Source organism: Paraburkholderia phenoliruptrix (genome assembly GCF_047325075.1).
In the GTDB taxonomy this organism is placed as follows: domain Bacteria; phylum Pseudomonadota; class Gammaproteobacteria; order Burkholderiales; family Burkholderiaceae; genus Paraburkholderia; species Paraburkholderia phenoliruptrix.
Window position 1 is genome coordinate 2,286,574 of record NZ_CP168531.1, and the last position, 17,891, is coordinate 2,304,464.

At 66.3% G+C, this 17,891-nt stretch carries 17 protein-coding genes; 13 read left to right on the plus strand and 4 right to left on the minus strand.

Annotation, left to right across the window (positions count from 1 at the left end):
- Positions 1-73 precede the first annotated feature (73 nt).
- From ACEN8U_RS22325 to ACEN8U_RS22335, 3 genes are all read left to right on the plus strand, one after another.
- A complete protein-coding gene (locus ACEN8U_RS22325) occupies positions 74-1,234 on the plus strand; it encodes a LacI family DNA-binding transcriptional regulator (RefSeq protein WP_310110213.1) in 1,161 nt (386 codons plus the stop codon).
- A 163-nt stretch (positions 1,235-1,397) separates the two neighbouring features.
- A complete protein-coding gene (locus ACEN8U_RS22330; protein ID WP_310110215.1) occupies positions 1,398-2,246 on the plus strand; it encodes a YhfC family intramembrane metalloprotease in 849 nt (282 codons plus the stop codon).
- 99 nt (positions 2,247-2,345) lie between these two features.
- Entirely contained in the window at positions 2,346-2,711 is a 366-nt protein-coding gene (locus tag ACEN8U_RS22335; protein ID WP_025598674.1) for a DUF3022 domain-containing protein, read from the plus strand.
- A 7-nt stretch (positions 2,712-2,718) separates the two neighbouring features.
- Here ACEN8U_RS22335 and ACEN8U_RS22340 read toward each other — a convergent pair whose 3' ends face one another.
- Entirely contained in the window at positions 2,719-3,156 is a 438-nt protein-coding gene (locus ACEN8U_RS22340; RefSeq protein ID WP_310110216.1) for a PGDYG domain-containing protein, read from the minus strand.
- Between the two features lie 262 nt (positions 3,157-3,418).
- Entirely contained in the window at positions 3,419-3,940 is a 522-nt protein-coding gene (locus tag ACEN8U_RS22345) for a Spy/CpxP family protein refolding chaperone (RefSeq protein ID WP_310110218.1), read from the minus strand.
- A gap of 233 nt (positions 3,941-4,173) precedes the next feature.
- Between ACEN8U_RS22345 and ACEN8U_RS22350 the strand changes: the two genes are divergently transcribed.
- The 3 genes from ACEN8U_RS22350 to ACEN8U_RS22360 all read left to right on the plus strand — a co-directional run bounded on the left by ACEN8U_RS22350 (position 4,174) and on the right by ACEN8U_RS22360 (position 6,948).
- Positions 4,174-5,058: a LysR family transcriptional regulator gene (locus tag ACEN8U_RS22350; protein ID WP_310110220.1), complete on the plus strand. Its 885-nt coding sequence runs from the start codon at positions 4,174-4,176 to the stop codon at positions 5,056-5,058.
- A gap of 67 nt (positions 5,059-5,125) precedes the next feature.
- Positions 5,126-5,584, plus strand: coding sequence for an Lrp/AsnC family transcriptional regulator (locus ACEN8U_RS22355; RefSeq protein ID WP_013588181.1), 459 nt, complete (start codon positions 5,126-5,128; stop codon positions 5,582-5,584).
- Positions 5,585-5,841: 257 nt separating this feature from the next.
- Positions 5,842-6,948, plus strand: coding sequence for a saccharopine dehydrogenase family protein (locus ACEN8U_RS22360; RefSeq protein WP_013588182.1), 1,107 nt, complete (start codon positions 5,842-5,844; stop codon positions 6,946-6,948).
- A gap of 73 nt (positions 6,949-7,021) precedes the next feature.
- Here the strand turns inward: ACEN8U_RS22360 and ACEN8U_RS22365 are convergent, their stop codons facing one another.
- A complete protein-coding gene (locus ACEN8U_RS22365) occupies positions 7,022-7,642 on the minus strand; it encodes an AAA family ATPase (RefSeq protein WP_310110222.1) in 621 nt (206 codons plus the stop codon).
- On the minus strand, positions 7,639-7,806 hold the full coding sequence (locus tag ACEN8U_RS22370) for a hypothetical protein (RefSeq protein WP_310110224.1): 168 nt from the start codon (positions 7,804-7,806) through the stop codon (positions 7,639-7,641). Before ACEN8U_RS22370 ends, ACEN8U_RS22365 begins: the two co-directional genes overlap by 4 nt.
- 186 nt (positions 7,807-7,992) lie before the next feature.
- On the opposite strand from ACEN8U_RS22370, the gene corA reads away from it, so the two are divergent.
- From corA to ACEN8U_RS22405, 7 genes are all read left to right on the plus strand, one after another.
- Complete coding sequence (gene corA, locus ACEN8U_RS22375; RefSeq protein ID WP_013588184.1) at positions 7,993-8,970, plus strand: magnesium/cobalt transporter CorA; 978 nt, start codon at positions 7,993-7,995, stop codon at positions 8,968-8,970.
- Between the two features lie 309 nt (positions 8,971-9,279).
- On the plus strand, positions 9,280-10,242 hold the full coding sequence (locus ACEN8U_RS22380; protein ID WP_310110226.1) for a sugar ABC transporter substrate-binding protein: 963 nt from the start codon (positions 9,280-9,282) through the stop codon (positions 10,240-10,242).
- Positions 10,243-10,611: 369 nt separating this feature from the next.
- Positions 10,612-12,207, plus strand: a complete 1,596-nt coding sequence (locus ACEN8U_RS22385; protein ID WP_015002472.1) for a sugar ABC transporter ATP-binding protein — start codon at positions 10,612-10,614, stop codon at positions 12,205-12,207.
- The gene (locus ACEN8U_RS22390; RefSeq protein WP_310110228.1) at positions 12,204-13,271 is read left to right on the plus strand and encodes an ABC transporter permease; all 1,068 of its coding nucleotides are present in this window, start codon (positions 12,204-12,206) and stop codon (positions 13,269-13,271) included. Before ACEN8U_RS22385 ends, ACEN8U_RS22390 begins: the two co-directional genes overlap by 4 nt.
- 150 nt (positions 13,272-13,421) lie before the next feature.
- Positions 13,422-14,462: a LacI family DNA-binding transcriptional regulator gene (locus ACEN8U_RS22395; protein ID WP_310110229.1), complete on the plus strand. Its 1,041-nt coding sequence runs from the start codon at positions 13,422-13,424 to the stop codon at positions 14,460-14,462.
- Positions 14,463-14,589: 127 nt separating this feature from the next.
- A complete protein-coding gene (rbsK, locus tag ACEN8U_RS22400; protein WP_310110230.1) occupies positions 14,590-15,513 on the plus strand; it encodes a ribokinase in 924 nt (307 codons plus the stop codon).
- Positions 15,514-15,831: 318 nt separating this feature from the next.
- Positions 15,832-17,682 (plus strand): methyl-accepting chemotaxis protein, encoded by a 1,851-nt coding sequence (locus tag ACEN8U_RS22405; RefSeq protein WP_310110232.1) that lies wholly within the window; start codon positions 15,832-15,834, stop codon positions 17,680-17,682.
- The last annotated feature ends 209 nt before the right edge of the window (positions 17,683-17,891 follow it).

A 17,891-nucleotide genomic window follows, 5' to 3' on the forward strand; every position in this document is an offset into this window, starting at 1 on the left:
GGAGCATGGCGATGAAGCGTGTGCCGCACGGGTGCTGTGACAGGCATGGCAGGGCGAACCTTGGGTGCGCATCATGAGCGCTACGCCGACGTCCCGAAGCGCGCCGCGCCGCGCGACGATCACCGACGTCGCGCGCGAAGCCGGCACCGGCAAGACCAGCATCTCGCGCTATCTGAACGGCGAGATGAGTGCGCTGTCGCCGGAGTTGCGCGCGCGCATCGAGGCGGCGATCGAGCGGCTCGACTATCAGCCCAATCAGATGGCGCGCGGCTTGAAGCGCGGGCGCAACCGGCTGATCGGCATGCTGCTCGCCGATCTGACGAATCCTTATACCGTCGAGGTGCTGCAGGGCGTCGAGGCCGCCTGCCACGCGCTCGGCCTGATGCCGCTCATCTGCCACGCGGCGAACGAAGTGGAAATGGAGCGGCGCTATCTGCAGCTGCTCACCACATATCGCGTGGAAGGCGTGATCGTCAATGCGCTCGGCGTGCGCGAGGAAACGCTGCGGCCGGTGGGCGGCGGCGGGATTCCGGCGGTACTGGTCGACCGTTCCGTCGATGGGCTCGTCGCGGATATCGTCGGGCTCGACAACCGCGCGGCGGCGGAGCTGGGCACGCGGCATTTGCTCGAGCGCGGGTTTCGCGACATCTGGTTCGTCGTGCAGCCGTTCGAGCAGGTGAGTTCGCGCCGGCTGCGCGAGGCGGCGTTTCGCGAGACGATGCGAGCGCAGGCGGGCGCGCGGACGCAGGCTGGCTCGGGCGGCGCCGACGGCGACGGTGGCGTCGCTCGAGGCCATACCCTCGTGCTCAATCTCGCCGATGCCGCGCAAACCGAAGAGAGCCTCGCGGAGCTGGACCGCGCGATCGAGGCGGCCAACGTGACGACTGCGACCAAGGCGAAGGAGGCGGTCGATGCCGCCGGTCACCCCGCAGGCGCGCCCGGCAATGCGTCGCGGGTTGCGGTGTTCGCCGCCAACGCACCGGTCGCGCTGCGTCTTGCGCTGCATCTGAAAGCGCGTTACGGCGCCGCCTGGCAGACGCGCGTGGCGCTGCTTTCCATCGACGATCCCGATTGGGCCGAACTGACCGGCATCACGACGATCCGTCAGCCCACTTACGACATCGGCTATCGCGCGGTCGAGTTTTTGCATGAGCGCATCGAGGGCGTGCAGACTTCGGCACGCGATTGTCTGCTGCCCGGCGAGCTGATGGTGCGCGCGTCGACAGCGAGCTGAGCGGATAAGCCAAGCACGCGGTGGCCGACAGGGCCGCCGCGCGTGGCCCACAGTCAGGCTACGCTTTGTAGTCGTGCAAGCTTCACGTCCCATTTCCCCGCGATCTGCGATCATTCGGCCTGCGGCGCGCAGCCGGTGCGCGCCGGTTATCGCAAGGAAACCCATGGTCGTTGCACCGCTTACCCTGTCGAGCCTCGCGCTTGCGACGCTGCTCGTCGCCGCTTTGCCTTTTCTCCTTTACCGCCGCCTGCGCCGGCCGCTCGCACTCGAGCCGCGCGCCGCGATTGCCGGTATCGCCGTTTTCGCGCTGTTCGCCATGATTTTCGAGCGCGCGCTGAACGATTATGTGCTGCATCGGAATGAGGCGACGGCGACCTTGCTGTCGCATCCGTTCGCTTTCGTCGTGTACGGCGCGCTGATTGCGGGCATCTGCGAGGAAGTGGGCCGGTTCATCGGCATGCGGCTTCTGATGAAGCGCGCTGCGGCACGCGCGGCAGGCAAGCCCGCCTCCGTACCCGCAGCCGCGCGCACGGATGACGGCACGGCGCTTGCCTACGGCCTCGGGCATGGCGGCGCGGAAGCGTGGCTCGTCGGCGTGCTGGTGCAGATTCAGTGGATCCTGTTCGCGGTGTTCGAAAACCGCGGCCAGCTCGACAGCTATCTGAGCAATCTGCCGAGCGAATCCGTGATGCGCATCCATTTGATACTCGCGAGCCTGACGCCGCAGACAGCCGGCATTTTCGCGCTCGAACGGGTGGCCGCGCTGGTGTTTCAGATCGGCTTGTCGGTGCTCATGTGGCGCGGCTTGCGGGCCGGCTGGCGCGCGATCCTGCCGCTCGCGATCGCATTGCACGCGCTCGTCGACGTGCCCGCCGCGCTGTTCCAGGCGCAGCTCGTGCCGCTCGCGACCGTCGATGCGCTCTATGCGCTCGGCGCCGTCGTCGTGGCGGGGCTGCTCGTCAAGGCGTTCCGGCGTCCTCAGTTGGATCGCGCGACAGAAACGCCTCGCTAGCGAAATCGCCGGGGTGGCGGCCTTGCGGCAGGTGCCTTCATGGCCGCTGTTTTACAATCGGCGGCCTGCCACCGCATGCCTATCACTTTCGGCACATCCATGGAAGCTTACCAATACGACTGCGCGAGTCCCGAGTTCGAAGAGCTGGCGCGCGTCATCAGCGATCTTTTTCCCGAGCAGACGCAGTTCATCCAGCGCGCGGCCGAAGACGGCACGCCCACGCTCGCGATCCACTGGGTAGCGATGCGTTTCGGCGCCACCGCACGGCGCATCGTGATGACGGTGGAGATCGCACCGGCCGCGCTCGCGCGCTACCGGGCGTTGCCCGCGCGGCTGCGTGGCCGCAGCTTTGCGGTGCTGCGCGCGTATGTCGAGGCCAGCATCGGCTCGCTGGAAGAGCAGTATGCGAACGGCGAGGCGGTGCCGCGCGAAGTCACCGTCGATCTCGGCGACGAATTCGCGTGACGGCGCCTCAATCGGCGAAGCGGTAAACCTTGGCGAAGCGGGCGGCCTGCACGACGCCGTAATCGCCGGGCGCGTACTGCATGATCCAGTCGCCCGCGGCGCCGCGCAGCACGTCGCCGCCGCTCGCCGAGCGGGCCAGTGAAAACGCTTCGTGCATCTGTTTCGCGAGCACGACGGCAGGGCGGTTGCGATACGCGCCGGGCTCGCCGTGCGCGAGTGTTGCGTCGGCGGGAACATATTTGGCGTCGAAGCGTTCGCGCGACACGACCCAGCGGTCGCCGGTCGAGCCGGTGATCAGCGCGTCGCCCGGCAAATAGCGGTTCGGGCCTTCCAGGCTCATCAGTTCGCCTGGCGTGGCGGCGAATTCGACGGTGACCGTTTCGTCTTTGACGACGCGCCGGGCGGCGGCGTCCTGGCTCAGGTCGAGGTTTTTCAGGTCGTTCATGAAGCGGGCAGAGGGTGTGTTGACGGCGGCGTCGTGACGTGGCGTCACCGAGCGCGGACCAGCATCATGCCAGATTGCACCTTGCGAAGCGGCTGTTTTGCGGCGCGCTGCATAGCGATGTCCACGCATGCGAAGGGCAGCGAAGGGCAGCGAAGGGCAGCGAAATACAACACGGCACGGCACGGCACAGCGAAGTGCGGCACGGCGCCCGAACGCCGCGCGCCGCCGCAAGCATCATGCAATGCGGCGCGCACGCGGTGTCTTACGGCTTCACCGTCGCATCGCTGGCCGGCGCCGGCGCCGCCTTGCCGCCCTTGGTCCTGCCATGCTGACGATGCCCGCCCTCTGCACCGCCGTCGCGCCGGAACGTGGTATCCGCGAGTTTCTTCTGTTCGGGCGAGAAGCTGTTGTAGAGCGGATCGAACGCGTCCACCAGCTTCTTCATGCCGTCGGCATGCGCCTGCGCGATGGTCGCATACTGCTTCATGTCGTCCAGTGCGGACACATTGGTGGCGGCGCGGCGTTCCCTGAAGAGCTCACCCATTGTCTGGCCGTTGCCGCGCATCACGTCGGCGAAGGCCTTCCATTGCGATTCCTGCTCCGGCGTGATCTTCAACTGCGAATGCAGATAGGCGATGCGGTCTTCGACGTTGCGCTCGTGTCCGCTCTTCGCGGCGGGCGCGGACGCCGCCGTGCCCGAGGGCGCCGCAGCGGGTGCCGAAGCTTGTGCGAATGCGCCGCTCATCGCGACTGAACAGGCCAGCAAGGCTAGTGCTTTTTTCATCGAAACTCCTGATGTCTATTCGAATTAAGACGGATTGGAATAGGGCGTGCGGCGAGCGGCGTGCGGCGAGCGGTCGCCTCTCTCGCGCCGGGTGGTGCGCCAGTTGACGCGCGGCGGCGCCGTCATGGCGGATCGCTCGATCCAGCCGTCGGCGCTATTAGTATCACGATATCCCTACAATGCGGCTCTGGTGCGACAAACGCTTACAACAGAAACGAACAGGAAAAAAGCGGGTGGATAAATTCGTCAGCATGGAGATTTTCGTGGCCGTGGTCGAGGCGGGCAGTCTCACGGCGGCGGCGGAGCGTTTCGACATTTCGTCCGCGATGGTCGGCAAGCACATCCGGTCGCTCGAAAGCCGGCTCGGCACGCGCCTGCTCACACGCACCACGCGCCGGCAGAGCCTGACGGAGATCGGCCGGCAATACTACGAGCAGTGCCGGCGCATTCTCGCCGACGTGAAGGACGCCGAGTCGCTCGCCGAGGCCATGGCGGCGGCGCCGCGCGGCGTGCTGAAGGTGACGGTGCCGCTCACCTACGGCGTCGAGGTTTTCTCGCCCGCCATGACCGACTACCTGAGCGCGTGGCCCGAAGTCACGCTGGAGCTCGATCTCTCGAACCGGGTGACCGATCTCGTCGAAGAGGGTTTCGACGCCGCCGTGCGCATCGGCCATTTGCCGGATTCGAGTTTTGTCGCGCGGCCTTTGAAGCCGTACCGCATGCGGGCCTGCGCGTCGCCGGCGTATCTTGCGCGCGTGGGCATTCCGCGCACGCCGGCCGACCTTGCGCATCACGAATGTCTCGGCTTTCTGCATTGGGGCCGCGAAGGCATCTGGCGCCTCGGTAACGAAAGCGCCGCGGAAAACCCGTTGCGCGCCGGGCGCTTTCGCGCGAACAACGGTCAGGCGCTGAAGGTCGCCGCGTTGCGCGGTTTTGGGCTCGTGTTGCAGCCCGAGGCACTGCTCGCCCGCGAGATCGCGAGCGGAGAACTCGTTTCCGTGCTCGAAGAGCATTTGCCGGAAGGGGCGCCCGTGCATCTCGTCTATCCGCGCGACCGGCGCGCCACGCCCAAGCTGACCAGTTTCATCGACTTCGTGATCGAGCGCTTCGGCGCCTGACGACCCGCCGCCGCGCACCGAAGACGCGCGATAATCCGCACCACTGCGACCATTCTTTCTTCCTTCGATGAGACCTCCGCGCCTCGACCAACTCGACGATCTCGACCGCAACCTCGTGGCTCTGCTGCAGGCCAACGCGCGCGAAAGCGTCGCCAATCTCGCGCGCCAGCTCGATGTCGCGCGCACCACCGTGATCGCGCGCATCGCGCGGCTCGAACGCAGCAATGTGATCGCGGGCTACAGCGTGCGGCTCGGCCAGGACGTGCTCGATTCCAGCATCTATGCGTACGTGGGCATCATCATCGCGCCCAAACATGGACCCGCGGTGCAAAAGCGCCTCGGCAAGATGCCCGAGGTCCAGCTGCTGTGCGCGGTGAGCGGCGAGTTCGATTACGTCGCCTGGCTGCGCGCGGATTCGCCCGACCGTCTGAACGATCTGCTCGACCAGATCGGCGGGATGGAGGGCGTCGAGCGGACCACGACCTCGATCATTCTCGCGCGCAAGATCGACCGCGGCATGGTGTGATTTGCGTGGCCTGTCAGCATGATTTTGAGGCGGTTTCGACGTTTCGTCGGCATGGCTCGTCGAAACGTCGAAGGTGCTGGTCATTAGGCAGCATTTTGCGCGTATGAACTGATTTTGCTTTTCCCTACACTGTCGATCGAGGGTTCAGCCCGCCGCGCGCCGCCGTCCGTGGCGGCGCACTTGAAGCTGGAGACAGCGCACGAATCAAACCGGAGGAGGCGCTCCCGCGCTCACTCAGGTCGACAAAGGAGAAGAACATGAAAGTTGCCATCGTTGGTGCCGGTCTCATCGGTCACACCATTGCCCATATGCTGCGCGAGACGGGCGATTACGACGTCGTCGCATTCGACCGCGACCAGCACGCGCTCGACAAGCTCGCCGCGCAGGGCATTGCGACGCGCCGCGTGGACTCCGCCGATGCCGCCGCGCTGCGTGCCGCGATTCAGGGTTTCGATGCCCTCGTCAACGCGCTGCCGTATTACCTGGCGGTGAGCGTGGCGGCCGCGGCGAAGGGCGCGGGCGTGCATTACTTCGACCTCACCGAGGACGTGCGCGCGACGCATGCGATCCGCGCGATCGCCGACGACGCCGAGCACGCGTTCATGCCGCAGTGCGGTCTGGCGCCGGGCTTCATCGGCATTGCCGCGCACGAACTCGCAAACCGCTTCACGGAAATTCGCGACGTCAAGATGCGCGTCGGCGCGCTGCCGCAATTCCCCACCAACGCGCTGAAGTACAACCTGACGTGGAGCGTGGACGGGCTCATCAACGAATATTGCCAGCCTTGCGAAGCGATTCGCGACAGCCGCACGCAGTGGGTGCAGCCGCTCGAAGGCCTCGAACATTTTTCGCTCGACGGCACCGAGTACGAAGCTTTCAACACCTCCGGCGGGCTCGGCACGCTGTGCGAAACGCTGTCGGGCCGCGTCGAATCGCTCGATTACAAGTCGGTCCGCTATCCGGGCCACCGCAATCTGATGCAATTCCTGCTCGAAGACCTGCGTCTTTCCAGCGACCGCGATACGCTCAAGAGCATCATGCGCCGCTCGGTGCCGGCCACCGCGCAGGACGTGGTGCTCGTGTTCATCACCGTGAGCGGCATGCGCGACGGGCAACTGGTGCAGGAAGTGTTCACCCGCAAGATTTTCGCAAAGACCGTCTGCGGCGTGCCGATGAGCGCGATCCAGATCACCACCGCAGGCGCGATGTGCGCGGTGCTGGATCTGTTCCGCGAAAAGAAGCTGCCGCAACGCGGCTTCGTGCGTCAGGAGCAGGTGTCGTTGCGCGAGTTTCTCGGCAACCGCTTCGGCCAGCTTTACGAAGGGCAGACGCTGGCGTCGCTGCAAACGGCGGCGACCGTCTGAGGAAGCCTCGCCGCGCAAACGGACAACGCCCCGCATGCGGGGCGTTTTTCATGCGGCTTCTTGCCTCGCGCAATCAGACAGGCAACGGCGGCGTGATGCCCGAAGCCGCTTGCCGCTCGCCGACGATACGCGCGAGCAGCGCGTCGTGATCCGCCGCGGCCGGTGCGGTGTTGTCGAACATCAGCAGGTCGTTGCACATGTCGCCGCTCGGCACGAAGCGCCGCTGACGGTATTCGTCCCAATGCGCAAGCTTGTAGGCGTCGTTCGGATTGCCGCGTGCGACGATCCGCCGGTGCGCCGTTTCTTCCGACACATACACCCACACCACACGCACGCTGACGTCTTCGCCAACGCCGAGCCACGCGCGATCGAACAGCCGCCGTTCGCGGACTTCGCGCGACAGCGGCCCGACCACCAGCGCGCTGACGCCGACTTCGAGATTGTCGCGCGCGGTATCGATCAGGCCGCGATACTCCGGCTCGCGCAGATGCTCGAGGAAAAGCGGGCTGTCGCGATCGTTCGGGTCGCCCGTCAGCATGCCCATTGCCGCGGCGCTGTAGCCGCCGTAGAGGGTGTCCTTGTCGAGCAGACAGAACGGTGAGGCGGTTGCCTTCATCAGCGGACCGATCAGTTTTTTTGCCAGCGTGGTCTTGCCGGTGCCCGCATGACCGCAAATAAAAACGAGGCGGCTCACGAGCGATTGTCCTTTGCAAGAACCGTCGCGCAATGCGACTCACGCGCGCGCTTGCCGGTGCTCCGGGTGAAATGCCACATGGCGGTCTCCTTGCCGTTGTCCTTTGCACCGATCATGAAGAAGAAGCGGGTGACGCGCAAGAGCGTGCGGCGGGCAGCACTCAACGCCTGCCTCCCGAACGCGCACGCTCGTCACGGCGCGGCCTTTCGCGGCCTTTAACAATTCGATACATGAGAGCCGCCCGCAGCCCTTAACATGACGGTTGCATATTCCATTCATGCAGAGGGGCCGAGCCAGCCGCGCATGCGCCGGCAGGCGGGCCGCTCCGTTGCGCTTTCAGGGTAACCAACATGCTGATCAATTGCGCCGCCTATCAGGACGGCCGGAAGCTGGCAGACATCGACATCGATAGCATCAGCGACTACGTCGCGCGGCCCGAATGTTTCGTGTGGGTCGCGCTGAAAGATCCCGCCCCCGGCGAACTCGCGGTGATGAAGCACGAGTTCGGTCTGCACGACCTCGCGATCGAGGACGCGCAAAACGGTCACCAGCGCCCGAAGATCGAGGAGTACGGCGAGTCGCTGTTCGCGGTCATGCACACGGTCGAGATGGACGAAGACGGCGAACTGCTGATCGGCGAGGTGGACGTCTTCGTCGGCGCGAACTATGTGCTCTCAGTGCGGCGCGGCACGCGCGCGGGCTTTACGAACGTGCGGGCGCGCTGCGAGCGCGAGCCGCAATTGCTGAAGGCCGGCTCGGCCTTCGTGCTGTATGCGCTCGCCGACGACATCGTCGACCGCTATTTCCCGATCATCGAGGCGGTGAACACCGAGATCGAAGCGATCGAAGACCGCATTTTCGAGCGCAACAACTCGGCGGCGTCGCGCGCGATCATTCAGGACCTGTACTCGCTCAAGCGCCGCCTCGTGATTCTGCAGCATCACATCGCGCCGCTGCAGGAAGCGCTCAGCAAGCTCACGGGCGGCCGCATTCCGAGCGTCTGCGAAGGCATGCAGGCTTACTTTCGGGATGTTTACGACCACCTCGAGCGGATCGTGCGGATCATCGACGGCCGTCGCGAAATGGTGGTGACGGCGGTCCAGGTCAACCTGGGCATGATTTCGCTCGCGGAAAACGAAGTGACCAAACGGCTCGGTTCGTTCGCCGCGCTGTTCGCGGTGCCGACCATGATCGCGGGCATCTACGGCATGAATTTCCAGAACATTCCGGAACTGCATTTCCAGTACGGCTATCCGCTGTGCCTCGCCATCATGCTGAGCGTCGACCTCGTTCTCTACTGGCGGTTTCGCAAGGCCGGCTGGCTCTGAGCGCGAGGCCGCGTTCGGCCGCCCGTCCCGCTTGCACGCGACGCAATAACAGTCCAGCATAGGCGGCCCGCCGACGGCAGACATTGCAGTCGGCGGCAGAACCGTCACGCGTGAACGAGGCGAGGACCCATTGCCACCATCTTCTGCCACAGCGCACGCCGGCGTGCCGCATTTTTTGCGCGCCGGTGCACTGCAACACTGCAAATCGTTGACAGTCTGGTCAAGATGCGCTGAGAATGAGTCCCGCAAACGTTTGCGCGTAACTAAAAATACGGCTCGACCTGAGCCCGACAAACCCAGGAGATATGCATGAGCAATCGCATTCGCCGCCGCATCGTGGCGGCCGCAATCCTCGCCACCGCTAGCGCCGCCTTGCCGTTTTCCGCCGCCTATGCTCAGACGGCGCCTGCCCACAAGCCGAAAGTCGCGCTCGTGATGAAGTCGCTCGCCAATGAGTTCTTCCTCACCATGGAAAACGGCGCGAAGGACTACCAGAAGCACAACGCCGCGAAGTTCGACCTGATCACGAACGGCATCAAGGACGAAACGGACACGGCCAACCAGATCCGCATCGTCGAGCAGATGATCGTGTCGAAGGTCGACGCAATCGTGCTGGCCCCGGCCGACTCGAAGGCGCTCGTGCCGGTCGTCAAGAAGGCGGTGGACGCGGGCATCATTGTCGTGAATATCGACAACCGGCTCGACCCGGAAGTGCTCAAGTCGAAGGATCTGAACGTGCCGTTCGTCGGGCCGGATAACCGCAAGGGCGCGCAAAAGGTCGGCGACTACCTCGCGAAGAAGCTGAAGGCGGGCGACGAGGTCGGCATTATCGAGGGCGTCTCGACCACGACGAACGCACAGCAGCGCACGGCGGGCTTCAAGGATGCGATGCAGGCAGTCGGCGCGAAGGTGGTGTCGGTGCAGTCGGGCGAATGGGAAATCGACAAGGGCAACGCGGTGGCGTCCGCCATGCTCAACGAGTACCCGAACCTGAAGGCGCTGCTCGCGGGCAACGACAACATGGCGATCGGCGCGGTTTCCGCAGTGCGCGCGGCCGGCAAGCAGGGCAAGGTCTACGTGGTCGGCTACGACAACATCAACGCGATCAAGCCGATGCTCAAGGACGGCCGCGTGCTCGCCACCGCCGACCAGTATGCCGCCAAGCAGGCCGTGTTCGGTATCGATACCGCACTGAAAGCCCTGAGCGAGCACAAGAAGCAGTCGGAGCTGTCGGGCGTGGTTGAAACGCCGTGCGATCTGGTGACCAAATAAGGGTGACCAAATAAGGGTGACTAAATAAGCGTGACCCAATAAGGGTGACGAGACAGGAGTGGTGAAACAGGCGCGTCGCTGCAGGCATCGCCTTGACCATCACTCGCAAAGGGCGCGCGGATTCGCGCCGCGTCAAACCGCGAATCCGCGCCTACTATTCAATGAGCGCTCAATAGCCGCTCAAGAATCCCGGCGGGCCGCCGTTATTCCAGAGGTAAGCGTCATGACGGCGGCCGCGCGATGAGGAGAGCGCAGCCATAGCGCCTGCGCATTCCGCGCATTTGGGCCGGCATTGACCGCGCGGCGCCGGCGCCGCCTTGTTCGAGTGAATCGTGCGAGGCGCGCTTCGCGCCGTGAAACAGGATCGCGATGGATTCAATCGACCACGACGCCTTGCCTGCCGTGCTGTCCGTCAGCGGCATCGGCAAGACCTATGCCGAACCGGTGCTCGCCGACGTGTCCTTGTCGTTGCGCGCCGGCGAGGTATTGGCGCTCACCGGCGAGAACGGCGCCGGCAAGAGCACGCTGTCCAAGATTATCGGCGGACTCGTCGAGCCGACCGCGGGCACCATGCGGCTCGCGGGCGAGCCGTACGCGCCGGCGAGCCGCACCGAAGCGGAGGCGCTCGGCGTGCGCATGGTCATGCAGGAGCTGAACCTGCTGCCGACGCTCTCGGTGGCCGAGAATCTGTTTCTGAACCGCTTGCCGCGCGCGGGCGCTTTCAGCTTCGGCTGGATCGACCGCCGCAAGCTGCGTGAAGACGCGCGTCACGCGATGGCGCAAGTCGGGCTCGACGCGATTGACCCCGACACGCTCGTGGGCGAGCTCGGCATCGGCCATCAGCAGATGGTGGAGATCGCGCGCAATCTGATCGACGACTGCCGCGTGCTGATCCTCGACGAGCCCACCGCCATGCTGACCGCGCGCGAAGTGGACCTGTTGTTCGAGCAGATCGACCGCCTGAAGGCGCGCGGCGTCGCGCTTGTCTACATCTCGCACCGGCTCGAGGAGCTCGCGCGGGTGGCCGAGCGGATCGCCGTGCTGCGCGACGGCCGCCTCGTGCATGTGGACGCCATGGCCAATCTGACGAGCGATGAAATCGTCACGTGGATGGTCGGCCGCGAACTGGGCGAGCAGATCGATCTGGGCGTGCGCAAGATCGGCGCGCCGCTTCTGAAAGTGGAGCGGCTCTCGCGCGGCAAGGCCGTGCGCGACGTGTCGTTCGAAGTGCGCGCGGGCGAGATTTTCGGCGTCAGCGGCTTGATCGGCGCGGGCCGCACGGAACTGATGCGGCTCATTTACGGCGCCGACCAGAAAGACAGCGGCACGGTGGCGCTCGCGGCGACGCCGGGCGCGCCGCCCGCGCCGGTGCGCATCGATTCGCCGGCGGACGCGGTGCGCGCGGGCATTGCGCTCATCACCGAGGACCGCAAAGGCGAGGGCCTGCTGCTGCCGCAGCCGATTGCGGCCAACGTGTCGCTCGGCAATATCGGCAGCGTGGCGCGTCACGGCATAGTGGACGCGAGGCGCGAAAACGCGCTCGCGAAGAAGCAGATCGACGCGATGCGCATCCGCAGCTCGGGGCCGGGGCAGATCGTCGGCGAACTGTCGGGCGGCAACCAGCAGAAGGTCGTGATCGGCCGCTGGCTCGCGCGCGATTGCCAGGTGCTGTTATTCGACGAACCCACGCGCGGCATCGACGTCGGCGCGAAGTTCGATATTTATGGCTTGATGGGCGCGCTGGCTCGGGAAGGGCGCGCGCTCGTCGTGGTGTCGAGCGACCTGCGCGAGCTCATGCTGATCTGCGACCGGATCGGCGTGATGTCCGCGGGAAGTCTCACGGGCGTGTTCGAACGCGACACGTGGACGCAGGACGCGCTGCTCGCCGCCGCTTTCGCCGGCTACCGCAGCCGCGAAGCGCTGCTGCACGACCTCGACACCCATGAAGCAGGGAGCTTGTCATGACCGATCAATCGTTGCGCAACACGCCGGGCGCGAAACACGGCGCACAGGAGGGCGGCGGCGCCGTCAATACGAATGCCGCGCCGCCGGCCGATCCGTCGGCACCGCTCGCGAGCGGCAAGCCGGCCGGCACGCGGCTCGGCTTTTCGAACTACCTGGGCCTCGCCGGGGCGCTGCTGGGCATGATCGTGCTGTTCTCGCTGTTGAGCTCGCACTTTCTGACGTACGACACGTTCAGCACCATCGCCAACCAGATTCCGGATCTGGTGGTGATGTCGGTCGGCATGACGTTCGTGCTGATCATCGCCGGGATCGACCTGTCGGTCGGCTCGGTGCTCGCGCTGGGCGCCTCCGTGGTGAGCGTGGCCGCGCTCAAGTGGGGCTGGGGGCCGCTGCCCTCCGCGCTGCTCGGCGTCGCGGCGGCGGCGCTCACCGGCACGATCACCGGCGCGGTCACGGTCGGCTGGCGGATTCCGTCGTTCATCGTCTCGCTCGGCGTGCTGGAGGCGGCCCGCGGCCTCGCCTATCAGATGACGAATTCGCGCACCGCGTATATCGGCGACGCGTTCGATTTCCTCTCGAACCCGATCGCAGTCGGCATCTCGCCGGCCTTCCTGATCGCGGTGGCCGTCATGGTGATCGCGCAACTGGTGTTGACGCGCACGGTGTTCGGCCGCTATCTGGTCGGCATCGGCACGAACGAGGAGGCCGTGCGGCTCGCGGGCGTCAATCCGCGGCCCTACAAGGTGATCGTGTTCGCGCTGATGGGCGCGCTCGCGGGCCTCGCGTCGCTGTTCCAGATTTCGCGTCTGGAGGCGGCCGACCCGAATGCGGGCGTCGGCGTCGAGCTGCAGGTGATCGCGGCCGTCGTGATCGGCGGCACGAGTCTGATGGGCGGGCGCGGCTCCGTCATCAGCACGTTTTTTGGCGTGTTGATCATTTCGGTGCTGGCGGCCGGCCTCGCGCAGATCGGCGCGAACGAGCCGACCAAGCGGATGATCACCGGCGCCGTGATCGTGGTGGCGGTGGTGCTGGATACCTACCGCAGCCGCCGCAAGCGCGCCTGACATCGTCAGGGTAACGCGCGCCGGGCGTTCGCGGGCGGGTTTGCGGCAAAGTGTAAGGAACGGATGGGCAGGGCGTGTCTTCGATGAGGATGTCCCGAGGTCGGCAACCGGCGTGACCGGCGGGAAAAACAGGCAGGAGAGCAACAGGTTATGGCGACGATCAAGGATGTAGCAGCCGTGGCGGGGGTGTCCTTCACGACGGTATCGCACGTCGTGAACAACTCGCGTCCGGTTTCGGCCGACGTGCGCGCGAAGGTCGAGCACGCCATTCGCCAGCTTCACTATGTGCCGTCGGCAGTGGCCCGTTCGCTGAAGGCGCGCGCCACCGCGACCATCGGGCTCGTGGTGCCGAACAGCACCAACCCGTACTTCGCGGAACTGGCACGCGGCATCGAGGACGGTTGCGCCCGCAACGGCTACTGCGTGTTTTTCTGCAATTCCGACGACGACCCCGCGAAGCAGCGCAACTACCTGCGCGTGCTGCAGGAAAAGCGGATCGACGGCCTGATCGTGGCTTCGGCCGGCGACGACGCGGTGCTCGCGCAGACGCTCGCGGACGCGCGCGAGCCGCTCGTGATCGTCGACCGCAATATCGAGGGCGTGAATGCGGACCTCGTGCAGATCGATCACGAAAAGGGCGCGTACCTGGCCACGCGGCATCTGCTGGAGTTGGGGCACGTGCGGATCGGCTGCATCAGCGGACCGGTCGATACGGCGGTCAGCGCGATGCGCGTGCACGGCTTTATCCGCGCGATGAGCGAACGCGGCATCGAGATTCCGCCGGACGCGATCGTCGAAAGCGATTTTTCCGGGACCGGCGGCCACCGCGCGGCCGGGCAGCTCTTCGATACGGTCAAACCCTCGGCGATTTTTGCGTGCAACGACATGATGGGCATCGGCGCCTTGCGCGCGGCGGCGGAGCGCAATATCAGCGTGCCGCGCGATTGCTCGATCATCGGTTTCGACGACATCGAACTGGGACGCTTCACCTATCCGGCGCTGTCGACGGTCGGGCAGTCGGTGCGCGCGCTCGGCGACATGGCGGCGCAGACGCTGATCGAGCGCATTGCCGGCAAGGCGGCGGCGAGCACGCGAGCCGGCGGGCGCAGGCGTGTGGTGTCGCCGCGGCTGATCGTGCGCGAATCGACGTCGACGTGGGCGGGCGCGGGAAAGCGCCATCTGGCGGCGTGAACGCGCGGCCGCGGCCTGCAGACTGCTTGCTTGGCCTGAGCGCGCCATAGACCAGCAGTACCGGCGAGTAGTACCCGCAAGCAGAACTGAGAAACAGAACTGAAAAACAGGACACCAGGAGAACTGAGTGGCAAGTAACGAAACGCGCTCTCGCGTGGCGGTGGTCGGCAGTCTGAATATGGATCTGGTGGCGCGCGCGCCGCGTCTGCCGCATCCCGGCGAAACGCTGGCCGGCCGCACCTTCGCGCAGGTCGCGGGCGGCAAGGGCGGCAACCAGGCGGTGGCGGCGGCGAGGCTCGGCGCGCAGGTGTCGATGCTCGGCTGCGTCGGCGCCGACGCGAACGGCGCGCAATTGCGCGCGGGGCTCGAGGCCGAAGGCATCGACTGTGGAGCGCTCGAAACCGGCCGCGAGCCGAGCGGCGTGGCGCTGATCGTCGTCGACGATGCCAGCCAGAACGCGATTGTGATCGTGGCGGGCAGCAACGGCGAGTTGACGCCCGAAACGATTGCGCGCCACGAAGCGGTGCTCGCCGCCGCCGACGTCGTCATCTGTCAGCTGGAAACGCCGCCCGCCGCGGTGCACGCGGCGCTCGCCGCGGCCCGGCGTCTTGGCAAGACGGTCATTCTGAACCCGGCGCCCGCCACTGGCCCGCTTCCCGCCGAGTGGCTGCCGCTCATCGACTATCTGATTCCGAACGAGCTCGAAGCCGCGACGCTGACCGGCCTGCCGGTGGGCTCGCCTGAAGAAGCCGCGACGGCGGCCGCCGTGCTGCGCGCGGCCGGCGCGCGCAACGTGCTGGTGACGCTCGGTCCGCGCGGGGTGCAGGCGGCGCTCGAAGGCGCGGCGCCCGTGCTGTACGACGCGCCGAAAGTCGAAGCCGTCGATACCACGGCGGCCGGCGACACATTCATCGGCGGTTTCGCCGCCCAGCTCGCCGAAGGCGCGGGCGTCGATGCAGCCATCCGCTTTGCCCAGCGGGCCGCCGCGCTCTCGGTGACCCGCGCGGGCGCGCAGCCGTCCATTCCCACGCGCGCCGAACTCGACGGCTGACGCCGTCGTTCCCCACCTCTTCCGTCCTGCATGAGCCAGCGCGGCGTACCCCGCCGCGCTGGCCACATCTCTTTGGCTCCCGCCGCGGCTCCCGTCCGCGCGGCGGGACGCGTTGCTGCGCAAGCCGATCTTCAGAATTGTAAGTATTTCCAGTCTGCGGTGGCGGATTTCGTTAGACCATATAAAACATTCAAGTCCCCGGGCGGACTGCCGTAAACGCGGCTATCAGAGCGCCGAAGCAATGGACTTACAACGGTGCCGGAAGCACTTATCAGACCTTTCTGCTGCGACGCAGCCTCTCAAAGCACAGGACAATGTATGTTGAAAAAGGGCATTTCCATCAAGGCCCGCATCGGCCTCACGATGGCGTTTCTCGCCGCGCTGCTCGTGGCCATCGGCGTTCTCGGTCTTTCCGGCATGGGCCGTTCGAACGACGCGTACGAGGCGACCTTCACCAACGAGATGCCGAGCGCCGTCGACATCGGCAACGCCGAGCTGTACGCGGCCCGCGAGCGTCTCGCGCTCGATCGCGCGGCGTTCATGATCGGCACGCCCGAATCGGCACCCACGCTCGAACGCGCGCGAACGATGCGCACGACGTCCGACATGTGGTGGAAGAAGTACATGGACCTGCCGCGCGAGTCCGAGGAGGATCGCCTCGCGCGCGAAGTGATCGTCAAGCGTGACGCGCTGCACCAGCGGGCCGACGCGTTCGCGGCCGTGATCGCGGCGGGCGACCAGAGCAAGCTGATCGATGGCGCGAAGGGCCTGCAGGCCGCCTACAACGAACTCGCGAATGCCGACGACGTGTTGCGGAAATATCAATTCGATCAGGCTCAGGCCGGCTTCGACCGCGCGCAGTCGGGCTTTCACCTGTTCCGCATGGTCAGCATGGGCGCGCTCGTCGCCGGCGTCCTCGCGGCGCTGCTGTCGTACGTGGCGCTCAGCCGGGCCATCGCACGGCCCCTCGCCGAGGCGCTCGGCCATTTCGACGCGATCGCCGCCGGTGATCTGCGCCGTCAGGTCGTCGTGACCTCGCGCGACGAGATGGGCCAGATGCTGGAAGGCATCGCGAAGATGCAGCGCAGTCTCACCGAAACGGTGCGCGCGGTGCGCGGCGGCAGCGAGTCGATTGCGACCGCGACGCGCGAAATTGCGGCCGGCAACATCGACTTGTCTTCGCGGACGGAGGAACAGGCGTCGGCGCTTCAGGAAACGGCGTCGAGCATGGAAGAATTGACCGGCACCGTGAAGCAGAATGCGGACAACGCGCGTCAGGCCAGCGCGCTCGCCGCCAACGCGTCGGAAATCGCCAACAAGGGCAGCGCGGTGGTCGGCCAGGTGGTCGGCACGATGGGCGAGATCAATCAGAGCTCGGCGAAGATCGCCGACATCATCGCGATCATCGAAGGTATCGCTTTCCAGACCAATATCCTCGCCCTCAACGCAGCCGTGGAGGCCGCACGGGCCGGCGAGGAAGGACGCGGCTTCGCGGTCGTCGCGGGCGAGGTGCGCAGCCTCGCGCAGCGCTCATCGGCGGCGGCCAAGGAGATCAAGGAGCTGATCGACACCTCGGTGGACCGCGTGCAGTCGGGCTCCGCGCTCGTCGACGAAGCAGGGCGCACGATGGGCGAAATCATCAGCGCGGTGCAGCGCGTGACGGACATCATGGGCGAGATCGCAGCGGCGTCGGAAGAACAGAGCGGTGGCATCGACCAGGTCGCGCGCGCCGTCACGCAAATGGACGAAGCCACGCAGCAAAACGCGGCGCTCGTCGAGGAAGCGGCGGCGGCTGCGTCGTCGCTGGAAGACCAGGCGGACAAGCTGCGCAGCGCGGTCGCGGTGTTCCAGCTCGGCGACGACGGCGGCAAGGTGGCGGGCGGCGCGTTGCCGACGGCTCGCGTGCAGGCGCCGGCGCGCGTGGCGGCTGCGGCACCTCGCTCCGGTTTTCGAGGTGACTCGCGAGTCGGTTCGCGTGCTGGATCGAATGCCGCAGCGAGTGCCGCCCCGCGAGTGACGGCAGCGACGGCTCAGCCGGTGGCGCCGGTTCATGCGCCGGTTCATGCGCCGGCCGCTCCCGCGGCCAGCGTGGCTGCGGCGGCGCGTGCGCCGGCAAAACCCGCGGTCGTCGCGAGTGGGGGCAACGATCAGGACTGGGAAACGTTCTGACGGAGGTTGGCTGCGGGTGTTGCAGGCGCTTTCTGCGGGCTTCTGTCGCAGGTCCGCGCCAGCGGCGGCCGGCGGCAAGAACGCGGTAGCAACGACCGTTCCTGTCGTCCCGACGCGGGAATGAAGCGTTTGACATCTCGGCCGTCTAATATGGAAGGACCGCGCCTGCTTACGCAGCGCGGTCTTTTTTTATGGCGTGCGCATCAAGT